The 21026-nt window shown below is 36.8% G+C and carries 18 protein-coding genes and 1 pseudogene; 1 reads left to right on the forward strand and 18 read right to left on the reverse strand.

Translation table 11 applies throughout. The features are described from left to right. Positions 1–78: 78 nt before the first annotated feature. From H6F62_RS10525 to H6F62_RS10535, 3 genes and pseudogenes are all read right to left on the reverse strand, one after another. On the reverse strand, positions 79–1122 hold the full coding sequence (locus tag H6F62_RS10525) for a type ISP restriction/modification enzyme (protein ID WP_190371998.1): 1044 nt from the start codon (positions 1120–1122) through the stop codon (positions 79–81). 11 nt (positions 1123–1133) lie between these two features. After that, positions 1134–3050: an N-6 DNA methylase gene (locus H6F62_RS10530; RefSeq protein WP_190371999.1), complete on the reverse strand. Its 1917-nt coding sequence runs from the start codon at positions 3048–3050 to the stop codon at positions 1134–1136. A gap of 256 nt (positions 3051–3306) precedes the next feature. Then, positions 3307–3519, reverse strand: a pseudogene (locus tag H6F62_RS10535) (sensor histidine kinase); the annotation flags it as partial. 76 nt (positions 3520–3595) lie between these two features. Between H6F62_RS10535 and H6F62_RS10540 the strand changes: the two are divergent. Beyond that, positions 3596–4087 carry a Spy/CpxP family protein refolding chaperone gene (locus tag H6F62_RS10540; protein WP_190372001.1) on the forward strand — a complete coding sequence of 164 codons (492 nt, stop codon included), beginning with the start codon at positions 3596–3598 and terminating at the stop codon, positions 4085–4087. Positions 4088–4177: 90 nt separating this feature from the next. On the opposite strand, the gene H6F62_RS10545 is transcribed toward H6F62_RS10540, so the two are convergent. The 15 genes from H6F62_RS10545 to H6F62_RS10620 all read right to left on the reverse strand — a co-directional run bounded on the left by H6F62_RS10545 (position 4178) and on the right by H6F62_RS10620 (position 20743). Next, on the reverse strand, positions 4178–4543 hold the full coding sequence (locus H6F62_RS10545; RefSeq protein ID WP_137907069.1) for a DUF5615 family PIN-like protein: 366 nt from the start codon (positions 4541–4543) through the stop codon (positions 4178–4180). Then, entirely contained in the window at positions 4536–4838 is a 303-nt protein-coding gene (locus tag H6F62_RS10550; RefSeq protein ID WP_137907070.1) for a DUF433 domain-containing protein, read from the reverse strand. Before H6F62_RS10550 ends, H6F62_RS10545 begins: the two co-directional genes overlap by 8 nt. Before the next feature lie 459 nt (positions 4839–5297). Continuing rightward, positions 5298–5504 carry a phycobilisome linker polypeptide gene (locus tag H6F62_RS10560; RefSeq protein ID WP_027402734.1) on the reverse strand — a complete coding sequence of 69 codons (207 nt, stop codon included), beginning with the start codon at positions 5502–5504 and terminating at the stop codon, positions 5298–5300. Positions 5505–5723: 219 nt separating this feature from the next. Then, positions 5724–6209 (reverse strand): allophycocyanin subunit beta, encoded by a 486-nt coding sequence (gene apcB, locus H6F62_RS10565; protein ID WP_028084652.1) that lies wholly within the window; start codon positions 6207–6209, stop codon positions 5724–5726. Between the two features lie 68 nt (positions 6210–6277). Beyond that, positions 6278–6763: an allophycocyanin subunit alpha gene (apcA, locus tag H6F62_RS10570; RefSeq protein WP_028084653.1), complete on the reverse strand. Its 486-nt coding sequence runs from the start codon at positions 6761–6763 to the stop codon at positions 6278–6280. A 399-nt stretch (positions 6764–7162) separates the two neighbouring features. Further along, positions 7163–10555, reverse strand: coding sequence for a phycobilisome rod-core linker polypeptide (locus H6F62_RS10575; RefSeq protein ID WP_190372002.1), 3393 nt, complete (start codon positions 10553–10555; stop codon positions 7163–7165). A gap of 877 nt (positions 10556–11432) precedes the next feature. Beyond that, positions 11433–13619: a polysaccharide biosynthesis tyrosine autokinase gene (locus H6F62_RS10580; RefSeq protein ID WP_190372003.1), complete on the reverse strand. Its 2187-nt coding sequence runs from the start codon at positions 13617–13619 to the stop codon at positions 11433–11435. Between the two features lie 21 nt (positions 13620–13640). Then, entirely contained in the window at positions 13641–14774 is a 1134-nt protein-coding gene (locus H6F62_RS10585) for a DegT/DnrJ/EryC1/StrS family aminotransferase (protein ID WP_137907072.1), read from the reverse strand. Between the two features lie 7 nt (positions 14775–14781). Then, complete coding sequence (locus H6F62_RS10590; RefSeq protein ID WP_190372004.1) at positions 14782–16320, reverse strand: Rieske 2Fe-2S domain-containing protein; 1539 nt, start codon at positions 16318–16320, stop codon at positions 14782–14784. 64 nt (positions 16321–16384) lie between these two features. Next, positions 16385–17011 (reverse strand): acetyltransferase, encoded by a 627-nt coding sequence (locus H6F62_RS10595; protein WP_137907074.1) that lies wholly within the window; start codon positions 17009–17011, stop codon positions 16385–16387. Positions 17012–17023: 12 nt separating this feature from the next. Next, complete coding sequence (locus tag H6F62_RS10600) at positions 17024–18076, reverse strand: ketoacyl-ACP synthase III (RefSeq protein ID WP_137907075.1); 1053 nt, start codon at positions 18074–18076, stop codon at positions 17024–17026. Next, positions 18073–19434, reverse strand: a complete 1362-nt coding sequence (locus H6F62_RS10605) for a fatty acid--CoA ligase family protein (protein ID WP_190372005.1) — start codon at positions 19432–19434, stop codon at positions 18073–18075. Before H6F62_RS10605 ends, H6F62_RS10600 begins: the two co-directional genes overlap by 4 nt. Further along, positions 19431–20156 (reverse strand): SDR family oxidoreductase, encoded by a 726-nt coding sequence (locus H6F62_RS10610; RefSeq protein WP_190372006.1) that lies wholly within the window; start codon positions 20154–20156, stop codon positions 19431–19433. Before H6F62_RS10610 ends, H6F62_RS10605 begins: the two co-directional genes overlap by 4 nt. 9 nt (positions 20157–20165) lie before the next feature. Next, positions 20166–20465 carry a hypothetical protein gene (locus tag H6F62_RS10615; RefSeq protein ID WP_137907078.1) on the reverse strand — a complete coding sequence of 100 codons (300 nt, stop codon included), beginning with the start codon at positions 20463–20465 and terminating at the stop codon, positions 20166–20168. A 23-nt stretch (positions 20466–20488) separates the two neighbouring features. Beyond that, positions 20489–20743, reverse strand: coding sequence for an acyl carrier protein (locus H6F62_RS10620; RefSeq protein ID WP_190372007.1), 255 nt, complete (start codon positions 20741–20743; stop codon positions 20489–20491). Positions 20744–21026: the final 283 nt, after the last annotated feature.

Consider the following 21026-nt stretch of genomic DNA (forward strand, 5'->3'; position numbering starts at 1 on the left):
GATTTACTGTTTCTCAAATGCCTTTTTTCACTTTATATGTTTGTTTTGATGCTCTCTTTAATTTTTTCTCTACGTAATTTACCTCTGTGACAGTTTGGGGTGCGGAATGTGGGTTGTATTATATTTAACTTGATTTATTTCATTTTTACCATCACCTTGATAATGAATAGCGCCTCTTTCTTCTCCATTAAATAAAGGTAAATTAGCAGTAGTAGAAGTTTCTGATTTAGTAATGGGAGTTGAAGGCAGATTTTTCATCAAATGTAAATTAACTAACTTTTCTCCTTTGATAACTAATTGATTAAATAATTCATTATTGCTAGTTAAAGGAAGACGCGGAAAATCAATCTTTAAAAACTGGGAGTATCGTTGACGATATTGAGGAGAATGAAACACAGCATAAATATAATAAAAGATATTTTCTGCTGTGGGAATATAACCTAATTTGGACTTAATTACAGTCAGAAATTCTGGAGAGAAATTAGGTTTTCTGTCTTGGGTTGTTTCGTTCTCTGGATAAATATAAAGAGGGAATAAATAATTAATTTCCTTGGTCTTATTAGAAATAGCACAAGATTCTATCATATCTTGAGTAGTACCAACTAAAGACCATTCCCCAGACTGAGATTGTTGTCTAACGGTAATTAATCCTAAATTATCACCTAATAACATATTTTTCATCACATCATTTCGAGGCATACAAATAAATCCCCTTGATTTACCTGTATAGTAGGTGTATTTGATATCAAAAGGACGATATAAAATCCGTTTAATCGAATTTCTATTTATTGTATTATTTTTATTTTGTTTAACTCTGCTTTTTTTAATATCATCTTGCGCTAAAGCAACTTGCCAATCTCTTGTATCCTTTCCTAAATTATACTTTTCTCTTGCCTCTTCTGGTGGTAAAAATGCAAAATCATTAACAATTTTTTCCACGTCTTCACGAGTTTTCTGAATTGTTAAAGAATCTCGTGCTGTGACAATTCCCACAGAATTAACAAGCATGATATCAGTTATTTTCCAACCTCGATTATATTCTGCTAAAGCATAAACATCTTGAGGAGTCAACAAATAAAAAGGAGAAATAGGATTGATTTTTTCCCATGCTACGGTTTTCATCGTTAATTCTTTCAATAACTCATATTTATGTATTTATGTTCACGAGTTCCCCATAAATCAGCATAAAAAACGCCATTATCTAGTGCATTTTGTTGATTAAATATAAGCTGATTTTTAGGAATATCCTTAACAGCAATTAAAATCGCTACTCCCTGTTGAATATCAAAGACATTTTGATCTATACTTCCATCTGGAGAAACTTCTTTTTTCTTAGCATTACCATGTAAATTCAGAATATAAATCCGATTAAAACTTTGTAATAAACTTTGACGCATTCCTCTAAATGTCGGGTTATCTAAATAACCATGATTGGTAACAAAAGCTAAAATTCCTACTCCTGTTTTATCAATTCTCCATTGTCCAAAGCGAATAAATTTTACATAATCATCTTGTAACCATTTGGGATTTTTTTCATCTAAAGATAATCCATCTATGTGATAATAATCTTTAACTAATCCTTCTATCCATTCATTTTTATTTTCTGAATGTCCCGAATAGGGAGGATTTCCTAAAACTACATGACTAGGGATTTCTGTTTTAATTGCTGCTGCTTGGTTTGCTTCTGCTGAGATATACTGGCCTAAAATTAATTCTGATTTTTTCACTCCTTCATTTAAAGCATTAGTTAAAAAGATATTTAATCTTTCTTTTTCTTGAAATTCATAACCTAAGTTTTCTAATAATAATCCCAGTTTTAAATGTGCAATTGTATAAGGAGTCATTAATAACTCAAAACCATATAAACGTTTGAGAACTTGTTTATCTCTAAATAATTGATTCCAACGGTTAACTCCATATTTTTCAAAGTTAAAATAAATTTGTTTAATGACTTCATATAAAAAAGTTCCTGTTCCCGTAGCTGGGTCTAAAATTGTGAAGTTTTTACTACCCAAACCATCATCTAAATTAAAATCATTTTCTAAAATATGATTAACTGCTTTAACAATGAAAGATACTACAGGTTCAGGAGTATAATAAACTCCTCTACTTTTTCTTAATGATGCTTCATAAGCTGCTAAAAATGTTTCATAAAAGTGGACTATGGGATCTTGTTTTCGTGTCTCTTGTCCAAAGTTTTCTAGAATATTATTCATATCAACTTTAGCTAAAAGTTCGACTAAACTATCAATTGTCCAATTAATTTTACTGATGATATCTGTGGAAATGACTGTACTAAATAATCCTTGTAAAAAGGGAATTTTATCACTAATATAAATACCCGCATTTTGACGATTAAATTGATATGTTGTTTGTCCATGACAATGGCCTACCCTAGCGGTAAATAAACCATAAGCTATGGTTTGAGCGTACATATCAGCAAAATTATAATTATCTAAATCTGGTAATAGTAACTCTTGGAATAATAATTTTAATTGGGTTAATTCTCCTGTTTGTTCTTCGGTTTTCAATGCTTCATTAATACTATAACGAATAGCTTTAGTTGCTGCGGCCATTTCCTTAGCTAAATCATAGTAGTTATTAATAGTTTTTTCTTGTTTGCTGAGAAATGATCTAATTAATTGTTCTGTTTCTAATATATTAGAAACAGGAATTATTTGATTGTTTTCAATTGTAGCTAAGGTGGTTTCTAATTGCAGTTTACCATCAAGATACCAATGAAACTGAAGATAATTAGTCAGGATAATATTTTCACCAATGGATGATTCTAAATAACGTTGTAATTGTTCATTTTTTTGAATTTTATCTAAGTTTTCTCCGATTTTTTTGGCTTCAATATAACCGAGTAATTGATTATTCTTTCTCACCGTAAAATCAGGAATACCTGCTTGATTTCCCAATTCTTCAACGGTGTATTTTATTCCTAAAGTAACACTATTAATCAGATTTTCTAATGTGGAGTAGTGAGTGCGTTCACTGCCTTTTTCTAGTTTTGATTGCAGTTGTTGTAAGTAGTGTCTAAAGTCCATATATTTTCTGTGTTTTTCAAATAAATATGTGATGTTATCAATGATAAGTTACTATTGAAATACATCGTCATAATCAGGATATCCAGGAATTATATTACTAATTACCAATTAGTAAGCTCTACTAAATAACTGGTCACTTTATGATTATAATTCATTTTAAAGATGAAGGTGGTGAAATTCATGAATTTTTAATATTTCTTTACTTTATTTTCCGAGATAAATTTTCTAAAAACTATGATTTTGAGAGTAAAACAGTTTAATAGTTCAGTAAAGGAACTTGCACAATAATTTGATAACCTGCACCTAGATGAGTGTTAATTTCAAATTCCCCTCCTAATGCTAAAATGCGATCGCGCATACTTTGTAAACCAAATCCAGTCGGATTTTCACCTAAATCAAAACCTTTACCATTATCCTGAATTATCAACTTTAAAGTTGCTAAAGTTGTTGTTAATTCTAGATTAATTTCTGGATAGAAGTTAATATCATAGGAACATAAAAAACCGAAATAACGACAAATAACTACAAATAACCAAAGGGTAAATATGAAACTGAAGACATTATCACTGCTTGCTGGTACTCTGTCCTTAACTTTAATCGCAACTCCCTTTGCAGTGCAAGCGCAGAACAACCCACCCTTACCCCAACCTGGTCAAGAATTACAAAAAAGAGGTTTATTTAAACACTTGAATTTGACCAGTGAACAAAAAGCGAAAATGAAGGAAATTCACACCAATACCCGCGCTCAAGTTGACGCTATCTTGACCACAGAACAAAAAAATCAGTTAAAAACTGCAATGGAAAAACGTAAAGCTGAACGTCAACAAAGACAAGGACAACATCACAGTGGACATGAGAAAAAAGGTGATATTTTTAATTCTTTGAATCTAACGGACAAACAGAAAGATCAAATTAAACAAATCCATGATTCGGAAAGACAAAAAATGCAAGCTATATTAACTCCCCAACAGCAAGCACAAATGAAGAAATTCCGGGGAGAAATGCGTTTTCATCATCAACAACGCAACCCCCAATAATTCTGAGTCATTTAAATAAGAAAAATTAACTAAGGGTGGGTATAAAAGCCCAGCCTATTTTTGTATGACTGACTATAAAAGCTGGCATAATCAATAAACCCAGTTACTTAAAAACTCCACTTGTCCCTGCATATCTTCTGCTGATTTGGTGTTAATAAGTCGCAAAACTCCACGCATTAACTCGCCAATGCTGTATCTTTGCTGAGGTGCTAAAATTATTCCAGCGTGAGATGACTCTTCTTCGAGTAAAGTAGTATGGATATAATAGAAGTCCCTGGCATTAAAGCTAAATATAACTCGGTTATTTTCTTTAGCCCAACTTAGCTGTTCTCGATCTGATTTGTACAACATTCCCACATCTGCAACTGTTAACACATCTACATTGCGCGAACGTAGGGCTTGAACAAAATCTTCATCCATAGAGTCTTCGTCAATATAAAGCCGGATTTTATTCATCTGTATTTTTATCTTTCTGGCTGTGTAACTCTGCTAAATTCCAGTATTCTGCTTCTGCTTGGGCTAACTCAGTTTCAATCTGATGACGATTAACGTGGTAGTAAGCTAAAGCTGCATAAACTTGGGCAAGGTTGAGGTGACTTATCCGACGGGCAATTTCTTCAGCATTTGCACCTTGTTTGTAAAGAACAACCACCCGACTCACAGAAGTTTTAGTCCCTGTAATCACGGGACGACCATTATTGATATCTGGAGAACAGGTTACTAGCGTACCAATGTTAGTAGCAGTTGCCATAGTTGAGAGAATTTTTAGCTAGGGTTATTTAATTCTAGTTTATTATTGGCGCATCGCACCACAGGCGATCGCTTACAATGAATACTTGTCGGCATGATTTCCACTTTGTCATACATAGGAAAATACTTTAAATCCTTTCAGGTTTAACAAGTGTAGTTTCTGGTTTGGCTACATTACGAAATACAATGAGTGACTCTCATGTAATTTCCAGTTAAACCATCAGAACATCATGCAAGATTAGCAGTAAACTCAGCTAAAACACTTTGCAACTTTCTTTTTGATACAAAAGAATATCAAATGAAAAAAAGATAAACTCTTACTACTCTCACTCTCTGCGCCTGGAGTGCTTCTGCATGAGCTAAATTATCTGAATCAGCAACAGCGAAAATATAACAAAAAAAGAGGTCTTTTTAGACCCCTAAGAAAATCGAAATAAAATAAGCTCGCTATGTATAGAAATTAAGACAAACCAGCATTAGTACCTTGTTTACCAGTTGCTAATTCCACTTTAACAATCTTGCCACCCATTTTTTGAATCCGTTGTTGTTCACGGAACCAATTTTCATAGGGAACTAACTTAGTAAAGTAAGTGTTTTGTAATTCGCGTTGGGTGCGAGTACGAGATAGACTAGGAACACAAGCAGTTACTTTAAATAAACGAGCCATTTTTTTCAAATCTCCTCTATTTGTTTGTGGAAACTTTTTTATCTCAAAAATTTTGAGTGCAAATCTTTAATTAATCTTTCGCAGACTGGAAATCAACCATCAACACTAGACTGATAACACTTACAATCAAATTAGCAAGAGAACCTTCTAGCAATCATGATTGATTTCCAGACCAAAATACCAGTTTCGCACCTATATTACTAAGTGCAAACCTAACTCCTAGCTCAAGCCAGAGGAGATATAGTCGAAGTAAACGCCCATTTCTTTACCAGCGTCAGGACCTACCAAACTAGCGGTTACTTCCTTCATAGCTTGGATAGCTTGAACGGTAGAGCCTACGGGTACTCCCAAGGAATTGTAGGTTTCTTTCAAACCATTTAATACGCGCTCATCCAAAATGGAAGCATCACCAGCGAGCATAGCATAGGTAGCATAACGCAAGTAGTAATCCAAGTCACGGATACAAGCTGCGTAACGACGGGTAGTGTACATATTACCACCGGGGCGGGTAACATCAGAGTACAACAAGGACTTAGCTACAGCTTCTTTAACGATCGCAGCAGCATTAGCACTGATAGTACCTGCGGCACGAACGCGCAGTTCACCAGTAGCGAAGTAGCCTTTTAATTTTTCGAGAGCAGAGGTATCAAGGTATTTACCTTGAACGTCTGAAGAATTGATAACGGAGGTAATTGCGTCTTGCATTGTTGTTTTTTCCTTATTTCCAACCTTATTGTCACAGTATCAGTTTTAGCCGAGAATAGAGCTAAAACCTACTGCATTGCACCAACAACGTAGTCGAAGTAAGAACCAGCTTCACCAGCGTCTTCAGCAGACAACAAGGTAGCAGCAACGTTCTTCATAGCGGCAACGCCACCAGCAACTGCATCAATGGGAGTACCCAAAGACTTGTACATTTCCCGAACACCAACGATACCGATTTCTTCGATGGCTGTAACATCACCAGAAACGATTCCGTAGGTAACCAGGCGGAGGTAGTAGTCTAAGTCACGCAAGCAAGTAGCTGTCATTTCTTGACCGTAAGCGTTACCACCGGGGGAAACAACATCAGGACGTTTTTGGAACAGTTGGTCACCAGCTTGCTTAACAATGCGCTCGCGGTTTTCGGTCAATACTTGCGCGATGCGAAGGCGTTGTGCGCCACCAGCAACAAAACCTTTGATTCTATCTAATTCACCGGGGCTGAGGTAGCGAGCTTCTGCATCAGCATTCACGATAGCTTTCGTGACGATACTCATTAATGGATTCCTCCAAAACTAATGTAACCAGAGTTTGATTAAACTGGTACGACTTTATATGGTTGATAGTCAAGCCCGACATCTTGATTTACATTTCTAACCAGATTGACTGGATTTGGTGTAAACCAGATGGAAAACTCAAATACCTTCCGCAAAATATTGTCCAGTATTATGTTGAGCATTTATTACTGCTCTTAATATTTTGTAACATTAATTTTCAGATTTGCTCATTTTGAGGCAACAGGGAATAGGTAACAGGTAACAGGTAACAGGTAACAGGTAACAGGTAACAGGTAACAGGCAAGGAGGTAGAGTTATTACCAATTACCCATTACCCATTACCCATTACCAATTACCAATTACCAATTACCCATTACCCATTACCCATTACCCATTAACCTACCTATTGCTAGGACGACCTGTTAAAACAGCAGGAGACAAGCTAGACCAAGATTGTTTCACCAAATCAGCCTCAGCTTGTACACTACCCAAGTAGTTACCCGCTGGTAAAGAGGGATAGCGTTTGTAAGGTACTACGTCTTCACCAAAATAACGAGCATATTCAGGACTATTGACAATTCCCTCTACAGCAGCCCTTAAACCGCTATCAGCCAATAATTTGTTATATTGACGGATTTCGCTCTGGGTAGCCGGTGCGCGTCCCAACAGGTGACGGAATAAAAATTCAATTACCTTGGTATTGGGATAAGGAGTATAGAACCGTTTGCGATAGATTTCGGAACTAGCTAATTCCAGGACAAACTCACGCACGGTAATTTCACCATTCCGTAATTTGCTATCTAAGTCAGAACGGCGGAAATAACCAGGAACTTGACCACTAAATACATCCATTACCTGACAGTAAATAGCATTAATTACCTGATTGGTTTCCGGGGAATTTGTGCCAGTAGTAGCGCGATAAATCCGAATTGGCTTGCGTCTGCTCGTGCCTACACCTACCTCTACAGACTGTCCACGTCCATCATTGAAAGAACGACCCAACTCAATAAACAAGGGTTTAGTCTTGTCCATTTTCTTACTTTGGGCTGCTAAATCAGCGATCGCCTTCGCCAAAATTGGTGTATTCTCAGTTTTAATCCGAGGCTTAACTGTTTTAAAGCTGGGAACAACCAAATCATCATTTTGCTTAGTTAGCTGGTTGTAAAGCTTTTCAGTATTGGGGAAGTTAGCAGCAGGTAAAGTGGGGAAGCGACGGTAAGGAACAGTATCTTCACCGAAGACTTGACGATATTCCACACTCTCCACCATAGAGCTAATAAAGGCACGAATACCTTGAGTAGCGAGAATTTGGTTATATTTGCGGATTTCTGCTTGATCAATCGGTGCGCGACCCAAGAAATGCTTAGTACCCAACTCAATTACTTTCGTGTTGGGATAAGGTGTATAAAACTCCTTCAAGTACAGGTTAGAGTAACCCAAACTTTGAATAAATTCCTTCACCGTAATTTCACCATTCACCAACTTACTTTCTAGACTCGTGAACTCGTTGAGAGAAATGTAAGGAGCAATATCTCGCTCGAAAATCTGGCGATAAGCACCGCTAATTACAGTATCAACAGCAACCTTATCATTACCGACTGCTGTTAATTTAAAGACCTTGGTTTGCTCACGTTGCTTAGTAACACCTTGATTAATGCGGAAATCAATATCTGGTTCAGTCCGCATTTCTGTAACTGCACCCAATTCCACAAAGCGCGGGGTTTCTTGTTTTTCAACATTGGCCAAATCTTCGCGGATAGTACCCACGCGCAACTGACGTAAAGATACACCAGCAGGAGTTAAATAGCGTTCGTAAGGAACAGTATCTTCACTGAATGCTTGGCTGTATTCATCACTGTCAATGATAGCATCAACAACAGCATAGAAACCCTTCTTAGCCGCCAGGTCAAAATACTTATTGTTCTCTTCCCGACCATAGGTAGGACGACCTAATAAGCGACGGTGAATATACTCAATCGCTTTACACACATAGAGAGAAGTCCAATACATCTTGCGGAATAAATCCGACTTAGCCAATATCCGTACAAACTCACGGACAGTGATTTCGCCGTTTTCCAGCTTAATTTCTGCAACTTTCAGCCGTTGACCTTCATAAACATCACGACCGAAAATTTGTAAGTATGTAGCCTTAATTACCGCTTGGGTAGAACTTTCAGAGAACTTAACACTTGCTCCCTTAGCCGCTTTTTTGCCAATAGTTCCTGGTAATTGGTCTAATTTGAAGACTTTAGCCCCTAGAGTCCCTGGAGCTACACCACGGGCTTTAGGGTTACTAAGTTGATTATTGATACCAGGTCCTTGGTGAATCAAAATCCGGCGGGTATCCTTACTAAAAGGTGCAGGGCTGCTGCTGGGGTTGCGAGTTTCTTTCGGGAAAATCGCCCCAAATTGAATTTCCAAGGGATCATTACCAGAACCATAAGGATGTTGATCAGGTAATGGCTGTTCATAAGCCGCAAAAGTTGTAATAAATTGAGGTACTTTACGGAAAGGCGCACTGTATTTAAACAGGTCTTGCTGTGGTCCCCAGTTGCGACACTCTTGAGCTTCTTGACCCAGACCCCGAATATAGGGTACTGTTTCTTCGCCAAAGTAATCGCTGTATTCGGTAGAATCTACCAAAGCATTCACCAAGGCCGCTAAACCGCCTTTAGAAACAATAGCAAAGTATTTTTGCACTTCTTCGCGGCTGGAAGGTCCCCGTCCTAAAATATGACGGAAAGCCAATTCAATTACCCGACTGTTAATAAAAGGCTGGTAAAATTGCTTTTGGTAAAGGGGAGACTTAGCAAGACGACGAATAAACTCCCGCATGGAGATTTCGCCATTTTTAACTTTTGATTCCAAATCAGAAATAGACAAGCTATAAGCACGGGTAATATCGCGCTCAAATACTTGACGATAAGCCGCTTTGATCACTTCTGTCTTTTCGCTAGAAGACAGACCCGGCTTCATAGCGTATTTGGGACGATTTTCAGCCGCGTTAGCGTAAATTTGGGGTAGTTGTAACCCTTGTTGATCACCAGTGGGACGTTGGCGGACTTTCGTTGAAGGTGTGGGCGCTTGAAATTCTGTGAGCAATACATCCATGTACTGAGTCACAATTTCTGTAGCTGCCGCGTCTTTGCGGAAATAAGATAAAGAAGCCACCTTGATTTCCTGTAAAGCCACTATAGTCGCTTCAGAGGAACAGGCATTTTCAATAATTTCCCGTAAACCTCTGGTATTCACAGAGATGATATTAGGGTCACCAGCGACAATGGCATAAGTAGCATAGCGCAAGAACCAGGATAAATCCCGTAAGCTCTTGGCCATGTTACCCGGACCATAACGAGCGACGTTAATGGGTCTAAAGCCCGGAGGTGTCGGTCCGCCAGCAGAAGTATTGAAAATAGAACGCAGGTTTTCCAAGAAACCACCACGACTTTCAACGTAGGTGACTGTTCCTAATTTCATGCCCTCTTGCAGACTAGCACCAGCACCGACCATTGCCAATTCTCGTTCTTGAGGCTTTTCTAAGAAAGCCATAGGTGAACCACCGACGAAAATCCGGTTAGCAGCGCGAGAAACGATGATTTCCGAATTTTCTGTGAGAATTTGGGCGATTTCTAAACGTTTTGCCCCAGAGGCAAAATAACTGACCAGTTCACTTAGTTCACCTCTTCCTAAAAAGCGGTCTTGTTGTTCCGCTTGGGAAATAGTGGACACGGGTAGGGTTTGATATAGTTGCGGACGCGCAACTGAGCTTCCACCGCTTGCCTTAACACTCATTAGCTTTTTAAAACTCCTATCATAATCGTTTATGTGTTAAGCCTGAGTTATTTATTTTTAAGGCTTGACATTTTTGCGTATTTGTGAATATGACGCTGGCAAAACCCAGTAAATTAACCCAGTTCAATTTTTAGATTAGAACGTTTTGTGTTGACGCTGTTGGTTTATTAAGAAGTATGTCGAATCTGTAATCTAAATTTGATATTCCAGAAGATACATACTTCTATTTTCTGGGATGAACATAGATTCTATCCCATATTTTGCACCAATTTAATGATTAAGCTGACTCATAAAGGCAAAGGACAGACGGTAGGCAAAAATGATCAAGGTTATATTGATACCAGGTTAGTAAACCGCTATCTTATTTTTGTGTTTATTGATAAGTTAAAGCGTCACTAAATTATATATGTATAAATATTCAAAGGTATGCCCACCTATAAGATTTTAAATGACTGATTTTGTCAAACTTAAATGCTAAACAGCTTATTAAATAAAAGATTATCTATAATGGGGCGCTTCCCGTTAACGCAAAGATACGTCCTACCTAGTTTCTTCTTTGGTAGCGTATGGGTAAGAGCTAAACTATTACTAAATATAAATTAACGCATAGTATTGGATGTTGATAGAAAGAATAAAAAATAATTTTCTCAATACAAGTATAAGCAGAAAGCATATCCCCGACTCCTTCCAGAACAGGAGCGACGCAAGGGTGGCAGTAAAAATTATAATTTTTCCTTTGTAGTCAGGGATTTAGCCTTGATTTTGTTCGCGTAGTATCTAGAAAAGAGGACTCAAGTCCTGACTACGGGGAAAAGGGGAAAAGAGGACTCAAGTCCTCACTACATTAATCAATACTTATCAGTAAATCCTCACTAAACTAAATTTTTACAGTTTCTTGAGACTCTTGATTAATTGTTTGTGAATAGTCTTCTTTTTGGAAGTAGTAATAGCTATGGGGTTCATTTTTAACGATTACACTATTAACCACCTGTCCTAAGACATTTTGTCCGGATTTTGCTAATAGTTCCTTAGCAAAAGTAGCATTAACAGAATCAACAATACCAGGACGAACCACTAATAAAACACCGTCGGCCATTTGTCCTAAAGTAACAGCATCAGCAGCAACATTTAATGCTGGAGTATCAACAATTACATAATCATATTTATCAGAAAAATTCGCCATTAAAGTTGCCATTCTTTGAGAATCTAGAAGAGAGGCCGGACTAGGAGGAACTATGCCAGAAGTTAAGATATCTAAGTTAGGCATGACTTTTTTGATAGTAGCAGAGATTTCCTCTTCTTTAATAATTAAATTACTTAAACCTTGATTATTCATCAAATCCCAAATTTTATGCTGAACTGGACTGTGCAAATCTCCATCTATTAGTAAAACTTGACGGTCCATTTGTGCCATTGCTGTAGCTAAATTGGCTGCTACCGTTGATTTACCTTCTTTGGGTACAGAACTGGTGACAACAATAACTTTTAGCTCTTTATCAGCACTCATGAAATTGAGATTTGCCCTTAACATTCGGTAAGATTCACTAATAGAAGAACGGGGGAAATCTCGAATGATAATACTTTGATTATAGGGATCACTTTCATCCTGATTGCTAGAGGATCTTTTCCACTTACTGGCTGTAGGAATAACTCCCAATAAAGTCAGTTCCAGTAATTCTTTAGCTTCATCAACAGTCTTAATAGATTTATCTTGCCGTTCTAGAATATATATAGTAATCAAGGCCGCCAATATACTAATTAAGGCTGAACTTAGATAAGAACCCATAGCAGAGAAGGTAGATTCATCAGGAATTTGTGCTTCAGATATCTTAGTAGCATTACCTAAATTTTGATTTTCGGCTATTCTGCTTTCCTGTAGCTTTTGAAGTAACAGGGAATAGGTAGATTGTGCTGCTTGTAGTTTACGTTCTAACTGACGCTGTTGTTCTTCCAATTTCGGTAAGTTATTTAATCTTTGTTTATAAGCAAATTGTAAATCTAATAAAGAATTGACTTGACTTGCTAAACCTAGACGGTTAGATTCTAATTCTACGAGTCTAGTAGAGAGTTGTTGTTGTAATGCACTCAATTGTAAGTTACCTTGTGCTTGTAGTTTATTTTTACCTAATGCTTGGGCTATCCTCTGATCAATAACTCTGTTTAAAGAGATTATTTTGTCTCGTATGTCTATAATTTCTGGATGACTATTCTCCAAAATAGTTTGCCTATTTGCCAATTTTGATTGTAGCTGTTGGATTTCTTTAAGAATATCTTGTATTCCAGTGATTTGACTGATAGAAGTCATTAATAATGCCTGTTCGGGACTCATTCCCAATTGTTGACTTATTACCTGAGACTGGGATTTAACATTAGCCAATTGAGATTGAGTATCGTTCATTCTTAATTGCAAATTAGCCATGATTTCCACTGCCTGAGTTGCTTCCTCCTGTAAAGAAACAATCTTATTTCTCTCTTTAAAACCTGCTAATTCAGATTCAGAGCGACGCACAACTAATTCGGCTTTTGGTAGTTGTCTTTCTATGAATTTGCGAGCTGCGGCTGCTTCGGCTCTGCGTGAAGATAAATTCTGCTCCAAATAAACTTTCATTAGCTCATTTACAACTTGAGCAGCAGTTTTTGGGTTACTATCTGTGTAGGTAATTTGGAGAACATCAGCACCTTTAACTTCTTTGATAGTGAGGTTTTTGAGAAATAGCCTAGTTTTTAAAGCCAGTCCTTTATCATCTTTGAGTTCTAAACGGTTAATAGTTTTCTCTATTACCGGAAAAGAACGTATTATTTCTACTTCTGTGTTCATGGGATTACTTTGTTCCATGAGAGGAACTAATTTGCCTATTTCTGTTCCTAATCCCGTCATAGAAGAAGTAGAATTATTTCTTTGAAAACGTAACTTACCTTCTGCCACATAAAGAGGTCTTTTCAAAGATGTTGCTAACTGTGATATCCCAAAAACAACAATACTAATAGATAAAGTTGCCAACCAACGACGTTTGAGAATTGTCCAATATTTTATCGGTGATATAGAAGATTCTTGTAGTTCCATAATCATTAAAGTTGGATATTTTTAAGTTGTTGAGTAAATAGCTGTAATAACAGAAATTACTCTTTCTAAATCTTCGTCTGTTAGATTAGAGCCAGAGGGTAAACAAAGACCGCGTACAAATAAATCTTCCCCGACTTCACCACCAATACATTCACATTCAGAAAACACAGGTTGGAGGTGTAATGGTTTCCATACAGGACGAGCTTCAATTTGTTCTTTAGCAAGTTGAAGACGAATATATTCTCGATCTGCACCAAAAGCCTCGGTCGCGACTGTTAAAGCCGTTAACCACCGCGTAGAATGTCCAAAATTAGCTTCGGGCATAAATTCGATTCCTGGTAAATCTCCCAAAGCAGATTGATAAATTTCAAAATTGCGTCGTCTCGCTGCTACTCTTTCATTTAAAACCTGTAACTGACCACGACCGATACCTGCTAAAACATTACTCAGACGATAGTTATAACCGATTTCTGAATGTTGATAATGGGGTGCAGGATCGCGGGCTTGAGTTGCTAAAAATTTGGCTTTCATAACTAATTTATCATCATCAGAAACTAACATTCCCCCACCGGAAGTAGTGATGATTTTATTACCATTGAAGGAGTAAATACCAACTCGCCCAAAAGTTCCAGGACAAAGCCCTTTATAAGTAGCACCTAAAGCCTCGGCTGCATCTTCAATTAGGGGAATATTGTATTGATTACAAACTTGGAGAATAGGTTCAATATCTGCACTTTGACCATACAAATGTACAAGGATAACTGCTTTTGGTAATTTACCAAAATAGGCGCGTTTTTGTAAAGCTTCTTGCAACAATTCTGGGTTCATATTCCAGGAAATGCGATCGCTATCAATAAAAACTGGTTTTGCACCTAAGTAAATGATAGGATTAGCAGTAGCAGCAAAGGTTAAAGTAGAACAAAAAACCTCATCCCCTGACCCTACGCCAACTAATTGTAAAGCTAAATGTAAAGCCGCAGTTCCCGAACTGACGGCAGCAGCATAACTAGCGCCAGTCCCAAGGCAAAATTCTTGTTCAAAAGCATCAACATGAGGACCTACTGGGGCGATCCAATTAGTATCAAATGCTTCTTTTACGAATGCTAATTCTTGAGATCCTATATGGGGAGTTGAGAGCAGAATTGGTTTATTCATAATTCACCTAAATAGTGCGTTTGCTGCTGAGTAATTTAGATTTGCCATTCAGGCATTTTCCGGTATTTAAATCAAACTCGTAGTGATGACCTAGACAGCGCAGAATCCCTCCAGGTAAAACCTCTCCTACCTCCTGTAAGTCAAAACCTGCATGGGGGCAATGGCGCTGTACCAAGTAATTACTTCCGTCGCAATGGATTGTAATTTGCTCTTGGAAATCCACTGAGTTTTCATAATCTTCTACAGCTTGTAGGGACTGAGAACAAGCAAATTTCAAGAGTCCTAAAAGATGGTCATTGTAGATATCTGGATTTCGCCATACCTGAAATCGTAAGGACAAAAAGAAGTCTTCCCAAGACAAGGAACCATCTAACAAAGAAGGAAGCCATCTTGAGGCAAAACGGTAACCATAACTACATTCACCCATCTCTTCATATACCCCCTCTAAACCGGGTCGAAAATCAACCGCCCATTTCCCCCCTCCAGGTCCTGTGATATCAAAGCCAACTCGCATCTTGATTTTGCTGTTGAAGTAAGGACTCATTCCTAAAAGACGCTGGAAATAGTCGCAAAATGGTAAGTAAAGAGATGCGGTAGGTTGAGGGTAACGAGCCTTTAAAGCCAGAAGATTACCAGTTCTCAATTCAGCATAGTCTTGTACATAAGAGGTGCGATTGCTAAAGTGAAAATCATCCCAGATAGGATCAGCTGCTTTTTGATTTGTAGTCACATCAAAAGCATCACCTGGGAGCAAAATCATAGTATTTTTAATTCCCTCCTGCCCTAGCCAGTCTACTACCTGCTGTTGATCTGGGAAAATTCCGGCTTCGATCTGTGCATTTGCCCAAGTCAGTTCTGAATCAAGGAAACAGGGAGGACCAGCACAGGGCATAACTGTTACTGGTTCAACAATAGTAATCGCCCGTTCCATGTACTTAAATTTAGCTAGGCGCTTATTCTGGGAAAGTTCTCTTTTACGCTCTTCGGGGTACTCGTAACAGATGGGATACCAAGAAGCTCCTGCTCCTTGCAGTGCTAACACATCAATTACTCCACCTACTTTGTTACGGATGCTGCTAAGTTGAGATCCAGACAAGCGAGCATCATTGAGATTAAGTAGAGTCTGCCCATCACCAACAATAACCACTGCGGAGTCATGGTTCATTGGTGACTGTTCTGATACAAAGAAAATACTAATGCTCTCAGCTATTTTTATTGGTTGCCACTGAGGCAATTCTATAATTTCCTTTAAACCGGCAGCAGCAATTTTTCTCTTTAAGACTGGTGAGGGATAGCGAGGAATAATAATAGATGTATTTGCTGGTATTTGGGACAGAAACCAAGGGTCAAGGTGATCTAAATGCTCATGAGAAATAGCGATGGCCGTTGGTTGCAGCAGTGCAGAAGTGATCAAATGTTGGTTATCTGGGTACTGAAACCATGAACCCAGAAACGCCCCTTCTGGTGAAAACCAAGGATCAATCAGCACTTTAGCATTTCGAGTTTCTACTTGGAGGCCTGCATGACCGAGAGAAATAATTTTCATAGGGAATAGGGAATGTGTAGGGATAATTATCAGTATTTATGTTAATCTTCTTTTGCCTCTTGCGTTAATTAAGATTAGCTTCTTTAATCAATCGAGCCGGCACACCTGCGACTATGCTGTTTGGCATCACATCCTTCATTGCTACTGAACCAGCACTGACAGTAGCCCAAGCACCAATTGTAACCTTTGGAAATACAATGCTTCCCAGGGCTATAAATGCTCCCTCATTAGCTGTTGCACCACCTGCAAGGTGGGAGAGTGCTAGATGTACATAATCTCCAACGCAGCAGTCATGATCAACGCTAGATTTAGTATTAATAATTACGTGCGAGCCAATTCTAGAATAGGGCTGGACTATAGCACCAGCACAAACTACAGTACCTACGCCTAAATAAACTTCGGGGTGAACATAAGCTAATGGATGAATCACAGTTATCCAATTAAGATTCAGTTTTTCTACTAAATGCTTTCTTACCTCATTTTCACCTATACCAATGATTGCATGAGAAAAATCGTTATATTTAAGCTCGCCCAGTGGACCAACAACGGGAATACCAAAAATATGCTTTCCCCTCTTTTGCAGATCATCATCGTAAAAACCTACTACTTGGTGTCCTGCGTCCATGAGCGTACTTGCTACTACTTTGGCATGACCTCCTGCTCCAATTACGACTACTCTTTGTTTCTTCATAACATTGTGAAATTATAGGGAAGTGACAATTAAATCTTCTACTTCAATAATGACGCTACTCAAAGATAAACCTACTCCAAACCCAGTTAAACACAGCCGACCACTAATTTTATTTATGCCTTGATTTAAGGCATAACGACTAATAGCAATGGGGATAGATGCACTACTGGTATTACCTATTCCTTCTACACAAATAGGAACTTTTTCTTCAGCAAGCTTTAATTTCTTACGGATATAATCAACCATAAATTTATTAGCTTGGTGAAACACAAATAAGTCAATATCTTCATCGCTTAAATTACAATTTTTTAAAGCTAAGTTAACAACTTCAGGAACTTCTTTAATTGAAAATGAGAAAACGGCAGCACCATCCATAATTAAATCATTTTCACTTCTATAGCTACCATCTTCTTGGATTTTGACAATTTTCGTATGTTCTGTAGTTGGTGTTTTCATACCACCAGCAGGAACTATTAACTTATTATAATCACTAGCAATAGTTCTCCAGCAAGCTGTTAGTCCTTTGCCTTTTTCATCAAATTCTAAAAGACAGGCAGCCGCTCCATCACCAAATAACAACCTTTCAGTTTTATCTTGAGGATTGACTAGCTTTGTAAGTGTATCTCCAACTACAAGTAATCCACATTTAATATCACCATTACTAATTAATTTTCCCAGGACAATTAGACCATGGGTAAATCCGGCACAACCAGCATTTATATCTAGTGTTAAGACACTTGTTTTTAGTCCTAATTGATGAGATAATAGAAAAGAATTTCCCGGAATCAAATAATCTGGAGTTTGGGTAATACACACCAAACAATCTATATTTTTTATGCTAATATTTGTAGTTTTTAAAAGGTTTTCTATAGCTTGGGACATCAGATTAAAAGCTGTAATTCCCTCACCAGCAACCTTTCTACTGTGAATACCAATTGTTTGACTAACTCTTTCTATGTCTTCATCATCTAACACATCGGATAATTGATGATTAAATTCAATTTTTTCAGGTAAAGCGATCGCAATACCTCGCATACTGATAAGAGGAATACTTGTTTGATTCATAGCATTTCCTTAACTTGAGAACGAATTTTTTTGTACCGATGATTGTGATGTTCACTAGAGTGTAAATAAACCTTAACTGGAATTTTATAACTTTGTAACTTTTCTTGACAATAGGATTGAATCAGTTGTCTCATTTTCCGTTCGTCAATTGATAAATCTGTGGGTTTAACTACAGCAACAACTATATTTCCCGTAATTGCATTCGCTTCACCAAAAACTGTTACTTGATCAATTTCCGGCATTTGGATTAAAATATTCTCTATTTCTTGGGGAAAGACTTTTAAACCACCGACAATAATCATTTCTGATTGACGACCAAGTATTTTAAAATAATCCCCTTTTGTTTCTACCACGTCTCCTGTATTTAACCAACCTTGATCATCATAAGGATAGGGAGCATTCAAATAACTAACCATAGCTGAATTAGTTTTTATCCAGAGGATATTATCTACTATTTTCACTTGGTAATCTTCCCCACCTAACTTAACCCATTTACTTTCAGAACTTTCACTTTTAGTGGGTAATATTCCCAATTCTGATAGTCCATAAGTCTGTTTTAAACTTACCCCAGGAAAAGCATTAGCTAAAGCCAATAATGTATTTTCTGGCATTACTTCTGTACCATAACTAATAATTTTTAAAGAACTTAAATCATAATTTTTATAAGACTCTGACATCAAAAGTAAATTCAGAAAAGTAGGAGAGACTGGCAATAACTCTATATGACAACTTTCAATTAATTGGCAGATATTTTCAGGTCTTCTATTATCCGTTAATACTGTTATTCCCCCATTAGATAATTGATATAATAGAGTGTTGATTCCCCCAATATGATCCAGGGATAAAAATGCTAAAGTATTAAGAGTTTTTCTGCCATGATTGTATTTTGATAATAATTTATCACAATCATGAAGCATTCCTTTGGGTGTGCCAGTAGAACCAGAAGAAAATAAGATAATTCCCGCAGTTTCCCCTTTGATGAATTGAGATAAAGTAGTATTATCTACAATAGTTTTCAAATCTTGAATTACTAACTTTTCTTCTTTATCAATTGACAGAATATACCTAAGATTAGCGATATCAAAATATCTCTTTTGTTCTTGCTGATTAATTACACCTAAAGGGACTAAGATATTTTTTAGCCGCATGAGTGCGAAGAATAAGGCTATAATTTCCGGGGAATAATCTCCTTGAAAACCAACAACAGATTTTTGTATACCTTCCTCTGACAAAATATAAGACCAGTATTCTATTCGTTCTAAAATCCAATTATAACTATAATTTCGATTATTCAAGATTAAAGCAGTTTTATGATCATAATCTGCGAAATAGGATAAAAATCTCTCAAGATTATTCATGAAACACCTCCAAGATAAATAACTTGTCCTGTAATGTATTGACTAGCTTCACTAGCAAAAAAATCAATCACATTTTCCACATCTTTAAATTCTCCTAAACGACTTAAAGGCATTTTATTAACAAGATTTTGGATTTTTTCTGGAGATACTTTGGCAATCAAATCTGTCATAATTGGTGAAGGTCCAATGACGTTAACTGTGATGCCAAATCTGGCAACTTCTCTCGCAAAAACCCGAGAAAATTCTTCAATAGCTGCTTTACTAGATGCGTAAATTGCCTCTCCTTCAATGTGCATAGGAACAGCAACAGAACTAAAGTTGATAATTCTACCATAGTTTTTTTTCATCATCAACTTAGTGCTTTCCCGCGACATATTAAAAACACCAATTATATTGATATCAAGTATCTCTTTAGCAGTAGTTTCTGGCATCAACATAGAAGGATTCATTGACGCTATACCTGCATTATTAATCAGTATATCTAAATGATTAAACTTTTTTCTGATTTCCTGTATAACTCCTTTAACATCATTAACGTTAGTAACATCTCCTCGATAATGATAGTATTGATTGTGTTGCAAAGATGATTCAGAACGAGCGAAACCACAAACAATAGCTTCTTGTTCTAAAAAATGTTTTGCTAAATGCAGTCCAATACCTTTAGTTGTGCCAGTAATTAAAACAATACGGTCTTGATAAAGACTATTCTGAAGATTTTTCATGTTTGAAGATTAGATTAGATTACCTACTATATAATCTGTCAATGTCCTAATAGATAAAAATGGACTTTTACCCTGAGACATAGTATGCTCATTAGCTAAAGTAATATTCAGGTTAAATGTATCTGCAATATAATCTTCAATCAGAACAATAATATTGACAACGTGCATAGAATCAAAAGGCGAATTTCCTCCTAAAATTCTCGTTTCTTCATCTAATTTTTTTGGCAAGTTAATATTTGACTTATCTCCAACTTCTGCAAATGCCTTTTTGATGATTTTGACAACTTCTTCTCTCTTCATCTCTAACATCTTATTCTCCTTGATTATTAAAATTACTGATAACTAATTACTTGATTGTCATTTTTATAGACAAGATCAATGAGGTCTTTAATTGTTTTGCTCTCGACTATAACATTAACAGGAATAGATTTCTGAGCATAACTATCAATGATTGATATTACCGATAATATAGCCACTGAGTCCCAGGCATCTCCTAAGTTTTTTAGTACTGTTTCTTCTGTAATATCTGCACTATTTATTTCCATCGCTTCACCTAAGATTTCTAGTATTTCTTGGCGATTTGGCATATTTATACATCCTAAATTATTAAATTATAACGTAAGTTGCTAGTTAAAGAAAATATCTGATAGCGTAGTCAGATCAGAGTCATATCAGGATTTCCAAGATTAAAGGATTTACAGGATTAAAACAGAAAATTACTCACCAATGACCAATTACCCATTACCAGCCGATAACTAACAACTTGAGTTACTTAATAAACGCAAATGAGCAGTTATTAATAACTATACTAAATCCGTTCAAATATTCTCGCCACTTTGGCACTATGTTGATAAATGAATATTCAGGAAT

This window comes from Anabaena sp. FACHB-1391, assembly GCF_014696755.1.
Lineage (GTDB): Bacteria > Cyanobacteriota > Cyanobacteriia > Cyanobacteriales > Nostocaceae > Dolichospermum > Dolichospermum planctonicum.

Bases quoted from the DNA above. Each gene is read 5' to 3' on its own strand.
- H6F62_RS10525 (WP_190371998.1), bottom strand. From the start codon at position 1,122: ATGAAAACCGTAGCATGGGAAAAAATCAATCCTATTTCTCCTTTTTAT.
- H6F62_RS10530 (WP_190371999.1), bottom strand. From the start codon at position 3,050: ATGGACTTTAGACACTACTTACAACAACTGCAATCAAAACTAGAAAAA.
- H6F62_RS10540 (WP_190372001.1), top strand. From the start codon at position 3,596: ATGAAACTGAAGACATTATCACTGCTTGCTGGTACTCTGTCCTTAACT.
- H6F62_RS10545 (WP_137907069.1), bottom strand. From the start codon at position 4,543: ATGAATAAAATCCGGCTTTATATTGACGAAGACTCTATGGATGAAGAT.
- H6F62_RS10550 (WP_137907070.1), bottom strand. From the start codon at position 4,838: ATGGCAACTGCTACTAACATTGGTACGCTAGTAACCTGTTCTCCAGAT.
- H6F62_RS10560 (WP_027402734.1), bottom strand. From the start codon at position 5,504: ATGGCTCGTTTATTTAAAGTAACTGCTTGTGTTCCTAGTCTATCTCGT.
- apcB (WP_028084652.1), bottom strand. From the start codon at position 6,209: ATGCAAGACGCAATTACCTCCGTTATCAATTCTTCAGACGTTCAAGGT.
- apcA (WP_028084653.1), bottom strand. From the start codon at position 6,763: ATGAGTATCGTCACGAAAGCTATCGTGAATGCTGATGCAGAAGCTCGC.
- H6F62_RS10575 (WP_190372002.1), bottom strand. From the start codon at position 10,555: ATGAGTGTTAAGGCAAGCGGTGGAAGCTCAGTTGCGCGTCCGCAACTA.
- H6F62_RS10580 (WP_190372003.1), bottom strand. From the start codon at position 13,619: ATGGAACTACAAGAATCTTCTATATCACCGATAAAATATTGGACAATT.
- H6F62_RS10585 (WP_137907072.1), bottom strand. From the start codon at position 14,774: ATGAATAAACCAATTCTGCTCTCAACTCCCCATATAGGATCTCAAGAA.
- H6F62_RS10590 (WP_190372004.1), bottom strand. From the start codon at position 16,320: ATGAAAATTATTTCTCTCGGTCATGCAGGCCTCCAAGTAGAAACTCGA.
- H6F62_RS10595 (WP_137907074.1), bottom strand. From the start codon at position 17,011: ATGAAGAAACAAAGAGTAGTCGTAATTGGAGCAGGAGGTCATGCCAAA.
- H6F62_RS10600 (WP_137907075.1), bottom strand. From the start codon at position 18,076: ATGAATCAAACAAGTATTCCTCTTATCAGTATGCGAGGTATTGCGATC.
- H6F62_RS10605 (WP_190372005.1), bottom strand. From the start codon at position 19,434: ATGAATAATCTTGAGAGATTTTTATCCTATTTCGCAGATTATGATCAT.
- H6F62_RS10610 (WP_190372006.1), bottom strand. From the start codon at position 20,156: ATGAAAAATCTTCAGAATAGTCTTTATCAAGACCGTATTGTTTTAATT.
- H6F62_RS10615 (WP_137907078.1), bottom strand. From the start codon at position 20,465: ATGTTAGAGATGAAGAGAGAAGAAGTTGTCAAAATCATCAAAAAGGCA.
- H6F62_RS10620 (WP_190372007.1), bottom strand. From the start codon at position 20,743: ATGCCAAATCGCCAAGAAATACTAGAAATCTTAGGTGAAGCGATGGAA.